2 protein-coding genes are annotated in these 1359 nt (G+C 41.4%); one reads left to right on the top strand and one right to left on the bottom strand.

Annotated features, from left to right (window positions below):
• Window positions 1–812, bottom strand: an 812-nt coding sequence (locus A3738_RS25770; RefSeq protein ID WP_156504510.1) for a hypothetical protein, incomplete at its 3' end; no start/stop codon positions are given.
• A gap of 127 nt (window positions 813–939) precedes the next feature.
• On the opposite strand from A3738_RS25770, the gene A3738_RS25765 reads away from it, so the two are divergent.
• On the top strand, window positions 940–1359 hold a 420-nt coding region (locus A3738_RS25765; protein WP_156504509.1), incomplete at its 3' end, for a hypothetical protein.

The raw sequence follows: 1359 nt of genomic DNA, 5'->3' as shown, positions 1-1359 counted from the left end.
ATTTTTGGTTGGGCAACAATAGGTTGAACCGCAAGCGATAAGTGTTCTTCAGCTTTTGACTCAACTTCAACAACTTGCTCTTCTTCAGCAATATTATCCGCCTTTATTTGAGCAAGTTCAGCTTTAACACTCGTTAGGTCCTTTTTGAGTTTAGACACTTGGATTTTCGACTGAGCCAATGCCTTGCGCGAAATCTCACGACTCGACTGTGCCATTTCGAGTTCTTTTGCTAGGCGATCAACCTCAAGACGCGTATCTTTCTGACGTTTAACTAAAGCCTTGTAGGCTGAAGATCGCTGCCCCAATTCATTGCGGGATGCATCTAAGTCTTGGGCCAACTGCTGTGCCTGCCCTTCTACACTTTGCAATTGTGACTCAAGCTCTGCCGTCACATTGATGCTGTTTTGATATTCCGATTCCAGCAAGATGATTTTTTGCTTTTGCGTATCGATAATTTGTTCAGCCACGCCAAGCTGAGAAGCAGTATCACCTTTAATTTGCTCTAAGAAACCTCTTTTCTTTTCGGACTCAACGAGGTCTTTAGTTACTTCAACAAGTTGAGCCGATTTGTCAGACAAATTCGTTTTTAAACCGTCAATCTGACTAATCTTTTGAATGAGCTCAGAATTTAAGGTTTGGTTATCCATGTAGAATTTAAGACCGAATCCAACACTCGACAATAAAGCGATAAAAAGCACTGCAGCTATCATCAAGCGCGCCTGGCTCTGCTTCTTTAAATACGTAAACCATTGCTCAGCGACCGCTTCGCTAGCCATATCATTCATATTTAGTTCGCTATTAGGTTTCATCATTTATTACTACCTGAAATGCCGACAATGCATCTCTACCATTTAAGTTTTAAAAAGTTCACAATACTATTACTTAATAGCCTAGCACGCTAACAACAATTGGCTAACTTATTCATTTAAAAGTAGAAACATGCACGATTTTTATACCCGTATTGCTCAGTCCAGTTTTGGTAAGACTATATTCGATAGCGTTGGCTTGCCTAGCCCTCCGATTTTAAAACGCTCTCCTGATAACTCCATGGAACAACCACGCGGACGAATTTTGATTGGTGGCGGCATCCGCGCTAAGGCTACCCGTAAATTGATCAACGAATTACAAGCTGATCAAATTAAACTCGCGAGCCCTTACTGGGATGACCCTAAGAAAGCCGCTCTATTTAATAAACACAATAGCGCCAAGCAAAAGCTTGAGCTCATCAACTTTGCACAAACATCAAATCATAAATTCAAAGGCATTATATTTGATGCTACTGGGTTTGAGACGGCGTCCGACTTGAAGTCGCTTTATGTCTACTTTCATCACGCCCTGAAACATTTAAAGCAGAACGGC

This window comes from Oleiphilus sp. HI0066, from assembly GCF_001635725.1.
This window is presented reverse-complemented; position numbering and strand designations above follow the sequence as displayed.